Origin of the sequence: Corynebacterium dentalis, from assembly GCF_900232865.1 — a bacterium.
In the GTDB taxonomy this organism is placed as follows: Bacteria; Actinomycetota; Actinomycetes; order Mycobacteriales; family Mycobacteriaceae; genus Corynebacterium; species Corynebacterium dentalis.
This window is the reverse complement of the sequence record NZ_OCTS01000015.1, coordinates 1-5,858: the sequence shown is the minus strand read 5'-3', so window position 1 is coordinate 5,858 and position 5,858 is coordinate 1. Positions and strand designations below refer to the sequence as shown.

The 5,858-nt window shown below is 53.5% G+C and carries 3 rRNA genes; all 3 read left to right on the top strand.

From position 1 onward, the window contains the following. The first annotated feature begins 485 nt into the window (after positions 1 to 485). The 3 genes from CS919_RS10580 to rrf all read left to right on the top strand — a co-directional run bounded on the left by CS919_RS10580 (position 486) and on the right by rrf (position 5,848). Positions 486 to 2,010, top strand: a 16S ribosomal RNA gene (locus CS919_RS10580). 433 nt (positions 2,011 to 2,443) lie between these two features. Beyond that, positions 2,444 to 5,517: ribosomal RNA gene (locus CS919_RS10575) — 23S ribosomal RNA — on the top strand. Between the two features lie 214 nt (positions 5,518 to 5,731). Further along, positions 5,732 to 5,848, top strand: a 5S ribosomal RNA gene (rrf, locus tag CS919_RS10570). Together the 16S, 23S and 5S rRNA genes form the textbook arrangement of a ribosomal RNA operon. Positions 5,849 to 5,858: the final 10 nt, after the last annotated feature.

Below are 5,858 nucleotides of genomic sequence, written 5' to 3'. Positions count from 1 at the left end.
TGTGTGCATATGATGTTTGAGAACTCAATAGCGTGATGAACCAAGTTATTTTTTGGATTCCACAGTGCCGTGCTGTCACATTCTGGTGATGGTCGGTATCACGGATAACCGATTGACAAACGCAACGGTGACGCGCACTTTGGTGTGTGGTTCACGGCTGCTGGTAGCTCCTGGTGTTGAGCACTTGACGCCCCCTTGTGGTGTGGGTTACTGGTTGGTGTGTTTGTTGGTTGTTGGATGATGTGTTCCACCTGTGCGGTAACGCGCGCAGTATTTTTTGTGTGAATACGTAAATCACCTGGCCCTGTCTGACGTCTGTGTCGGGGGTTGGTTGTCTACTGTGGCTGGTTGATGTGAGGTCCACCCCCGTGGGCTGTTTGAGCGTTGATCAGGTTTTTGATGGAAATATTTTTTATTTTTTGTCAGTAGTTTTTGTTTTATTTTTGCCAGCTGATTTGGCTCTTTTATATAGCGCCGATATGGCTTTTATGGAGAGTTTGATCCTGGCTCAGGACGAACGCTGGCGGCGTGCTTAACACATGCAAGTCGAACGGAAAGGCCCTGCTTGCAGGGTACTCGAGTGGCGAACGGGTGAGTAACACGTGGGTGATCTGCCTCGTACTTCGGGATAAGCCTGGGAAACTGGGTCTAATACCGGATAGGACCTTCTTTTAGTGTGGAAGGTGGAAAGTTTTTCGGTACGAGATGAGCCCGCGGCCTATCAGCTTGTTGGTGGGGTAATGGCCTACCAAGGCGACGACGGGTAGCCGGCCTGAGAGGGTGTACGGCCACATTGGGACTGAGACACGGCCCAGACTCCTACGGGAGGCAGCAGTGGGGAATATTGCACAATGGGCGCAAGCCTGATGCAGCGACGCCGCGTGAGGGATGACGGCCTTCGGGTTGTAAACCTCTTTCGCTAGGGAAGAAGCCACTTTTGTGGTGACGGTACCTGGATAAGAAGCACCGGCTAACTACGTGCCAGCAGCCGCGGTAATACGTAGGGTGCAAGCGTTGTCCGGAATTACTGGGCGTAAAGAGCTCGTAGGTGGTTTGTCGCGTCGTCTGTGAAAGCCCGGGGCTTAACTCCGGGTCTGCAGGCGATACGGGCATAACTAGAGTGCTGTAGGGGAGACTGGAATTCCTGGTGTAGCGGTGAAATGCGCAGATATCAGGAGGAACACCGATGGCGAAGGCAGGTCTCTGGGCAGTAACTGACGCTGAGGAGCGAAAGCATGGGGAGCGAACAGGATTAGATACCCTGGTAGTCCATGCCGTAAACGGTGGGCGCTAGGTGTGGGGATCTTTCTACGATTTCCGTGCCGTAGCTAACGCATTAAGCGCCCCGCCTGGGGAGTACGGCCGCAAGGCTAAAACTCAAAGGAATTGACGGGGGCCCGCACAAGCGGCGGAGCATGTGGATTAATTCGATGCAACGCGAAGAACCTTACCTGGGCTTGACATACACCGGATCGGCGCAGAGATGCGTCTTCCCTTGTGGCTGGTGTACAGGTGGTGCATGGTTGTCGTCAGCTCGTGTCGTGAGATGTTGGGTTAAGTCCCGCAACGAGCGCAACCCTTGTCTTGTGTTGCCAGCACGTAATGGTGGGGACTCGCGAGAGACTGCCGGGGTTAACTCGGAGGAAGGTGGGGATGACGTCAAATCATCATGCCCCTTATGTCCAGGGCTTCACACATGCTACAATGGTCGATACAGTGGGTTGCGATACCGCGAGGTGGAGCTAATCCCTTAAAGTCGGCCTCAGTTCGGATTGGAGTCTGCAACTCGACTCCATGAAGTCGGAGTCGCTAGTAATCGCAGATCAGCAACGCTGCGGTGAATACGTTCCCGGGCCTTGTACACACCGCCCGTCACGTCATGAAAGTTGGTAACACCCGAAGCCGGTGGCCTAACCCTTGTGGAGGGAGCCGTCGAAGGTGGGATTGGCGATTGGGACGAAGTCGTAACAAGGTAGCCGTACCGGAAGGTGCGGCTGGATCACCTCCTTTCTAAGGAGTTTTTAGTAATGATTGATTGTGGGTAGAAAAGCACATCCCATGTAAATGGAACTGTTCAACGTGGCACGGCCAGCCCTTGTGGTGGTTGGTGGTGTGAGTGTTTGGTGGCTGCCCTGTGGTGGGTAGTTGGTGGAATTTTTAAAATCTGGACACACTGTGTGTGTCTGGGGCTTGGTTTGTTGCGTCTGTTGGGTGTCTGGAGCATTATGTCTCCGTGGAAAATGGTGCATGGCATGGTCACTGTGTGTGGCCGGTTGTGTGTGCTGTTTGTGTTGTGTGAGAACTGTATAGTGGACGCGAGTATCTTCTTTTTTTGTAATGCAATTTTTTGTTGTTGTGTGTTTGTTCACCTGATGATATTGCCTGATTGCGCATCTATGCGATGCCCATTTAAGTGGGTTGTTTGTGTGGTGTGTGTGTTGTGTGAATTGTTGTGAAGGGCGCACGGTGGATGCCTTGGCATGATGAGCCGATGAAGGACGTGTAAGGCTGCGTTAAGCCTCGGGGAGTTGCCAATAGAGCGTTGATCCGAGGATGTCCGAATGGGGAAACCCGGCCGTAGTTATGTGCGGTCACCCGCCAGTGAATTCATAGCTGGTGTGGAGGGAACGCGGGGAAGTGAAACATCTCAGTACCCGTAGGAGAAGAAAATAATAATGATTCTGCTAGTAGCGGCGAGCGAACGTGGATTATTGGCTAAACCATATGCGTGTGATACCTGGCAGGGGTTGCGTGTGTGGTGTTGTGGGGTCTTGATGTGCGGTGCTGCCACGACCGTGCCCCATGCGCGTGTGTTAGCGGAAGTGGTTTGGAATGGCCTGCCGTAGACGGTGAGAGTCCGGTACGTGAAAACATGTGTGTGTGGGGTTGTTGAGTTGCCCCGAGTAGCAGCGGGCTCGTGGAATCTGCTGTGAATCTGCCGGGACCACCCGGTAAGCCTGAATACTTATTGTGACCGATAGCGGATAGTACCGTGAGGGAATGGTGAAAAGTACCCCGGGAGGGGAGTGAAATAGTACCTGAAACCGTGTGCTTACAATCCGTCAGAGCCTCCTTGTGGGGTGATGGCGTGCCTTTTGAAGAATGAGCCTGCGAGTCAGCGGCATGTCGCGAGGTTAACCCGATTGGTGGGGTAGTCGTAGCGAAAGCGAATACTAACGAGTGTGTTTAGTGGCATGTCCTGGACCCGAAGCGGGGTGATCTACCCATGGCCAGTGTGAAGCAGCAGTAAGATGCTGTGGAGGCGCGAACCCACTTAGGTTGAAAACTGAGGGGATGAGTTGTGGGTAGGGGTGAAAGGCCAATCAAACTCCGTGATAGCTGGTTCTCCCCGAAATGCATTTAGGTGCAGCGTCGTGTGTTTCTTGCCGGAGGTAGAGCTACTGGTTGGTTTAGCGGGACTATCATCTTAGCGACATCAGCCAAACTCCGAATGCCGGGAAGTCAGAGCACGGCAGTGAGACTGCGGGGGATAAGCTTCGTAGTCGAGAGGGAAACAGCCCAGATCGCCGGCTAAGGCCCCTAAGAGTGTACTAAGTGGAAAAGGATGTGGGATCGCGAAGACAGCCAGGAGGTTGGCTTAGAAGCAGCCATCCTTGAAAGAGTGCGTAATAGCTCACTGGTCGAGTGGTTCTGCGCCGACAATGTAGTGGGGCTCAAGTACACCGCCGAAGCCGCGGAACTCAACTTTTGTTGGGTTGGTAGGGGAGCGTCGTGTAGCCAGTGAAGGTGCGGGGTAACCCAGTGCTGGAGGCTATGCGAGTGAGAATGCAGGCATGAGTAGCGAATGATGAGTGAGAAACTCATCCGCCGGATGACTAAGGGTTCCTGGGTCAAGCTAATCTTCCCAGGGTGAGTCGGGACCTAAGGCGAGGCCGACAGGCGTAGTCGATGGATAACGGGTTGATATTCCCGTACCCGTGTATGTGCGACCAATGGTGAATCAGTGATACTAACCGCCCAAAAGCATGCGTTTATCATCTTCGGATGGTGTTTGTGTGTGGCTGCGTGGGACCTGAACTGGTAGTAGCCAAGCGATGGGGTGACGCAGGAAGGTAGCCAAGCCACTTACTGGATTGTGGTGTAAGCGTGTGGCCCGCAGAATTTGGTAAATCCGTTCTGCTTTCAGGGTGAGGCGTGATGCGTACCCGTTGTGGGGATGTTGGTGATCCTATGCTGTCGAGAAAAGTCTCTAGTGAGTGCATATATGGCCCGTACCCTAAACCGACACAGGTAGTCAGGTAGAGAATACTAAGGCGATCGGGTGAACTGTGGTTAAGGAACTCGGCAAATTGCCCCCGTAACTTCGGGAGAAGGGGGACCACTGCTGGTGACAGACTGATTTGAGCTGGTGGTGGTCGCAGAGAGTAGAGGGAAGCGACTGTTTACTAAAAACACAGGTCCGTGCGAAGACGATAAGTCGATGTATACGGACTGACGCCTGCCCGGTGCTGGAAGGTTAAGAGGACCTGTTAGGGCATTAATGTCCGAAGCGGAGAATTTAAGCCCCAGTAAACGGCGGTGGTAACTATAACCATCCTAAGGTAGCGAAATTCCTTGTCGGGTAAGTTCCGACCTGCACGAATGGCGTAACGACTTCCCTGCTGTCTCAACCACAGGCCCGGCGAAATTGCAGTACGAGTAAAGATGCTCGTTACGCGCGGCAGGACGAAAAGACCCCGGGACCTTCACTATAGCTTGGTATTGGTGTTTGGTTCGGTTTGTGTAGGATAGGTGGGAGACTGTGAAGCTATCACGCTAGTGGTGGTGGAGTCGTTGTTGAAATACCACTCTGATCGAATTGAGCATCTCAACCTCGGCCCATGATCTGGGTTAGGGACAGTGCCTGGTGGGTAGTTTAACTGGGGCGGTTGCCTCCCAAAGAGTAACGGAGGCGCCCAAAGGTTCCCTCAGCCTGGTTGGCAATCAGGTGTTGAGTGTAAGTGCACAAGGGAGCTTGACTGTGAGACTGACAGGTCGAGCAGGTACGAAAGTAGGGACTAGTGATCCGGCACCGGCTTGTGGAAGCGGTGTCGCTCAACGGATAAAAGGTACCCCGGGGATAACAGGCTGATCTTCCCCAAGAGTCCATATCGACGGGATGGTTTGGCACCTCGATGTCGGCTCGTCGCATCCTGGGGCTGGAGTAGGTCCCAAGGGTTGGGCTGTTCGCCCATTAAAGCGGCACGCGAGCTGGGTTTAGAACGTCGTGAGACAGTTCGGTCTCTATCCGCCGTGCGCGTTGAAACTTGAGAAAGGCTGACCCTAGTACGAGAGGACCGGGTTGGACATACCTCTGGTGGGCCAGTTGTCACGCCCGTGGCATGGCTGGTTGGCTACGTATGGGAGGGATAACCGCTGAAAGCATCTAAGCGGGAAGCCTGTTTCGAGATGAGGTTTCTTTTGAGGTTCCCTATAGATTATGGGGTTGATAGGCCGGATCTGGAAGCGCTGTAAAGTGTGGAGGTGACCGGTACTAATGGACCGAGACGATTTAACACAATCCCAATGTGTTTGGGTTGGTGTGTTGAGTTAGGTGAACGAGCAAAATATATGCGCATGTAACGAGAGTCACGCCCGCTGTGTTGTGTGGTGTGCGTGTGTTGCACAAATACTTTGAAGATTTTCGCGTCTGCTGTGCAGTGTCTGGGATGACACGGCACACCAATCATCCTGTTGGGGTGGTGTGGGTGTGTGTTTCCTGTATGTGTTTGTCGGTGGTTTTTGCGACGGGGTCACGCCCGGTCCCTTTCCGAACCCGGAAGCTAAGCCTGTCTGCGCCGATGGTACTGCACCTGGGAGGGTGTGGGAGAGTAGGTCACCGCCGGCATCAAAAATTT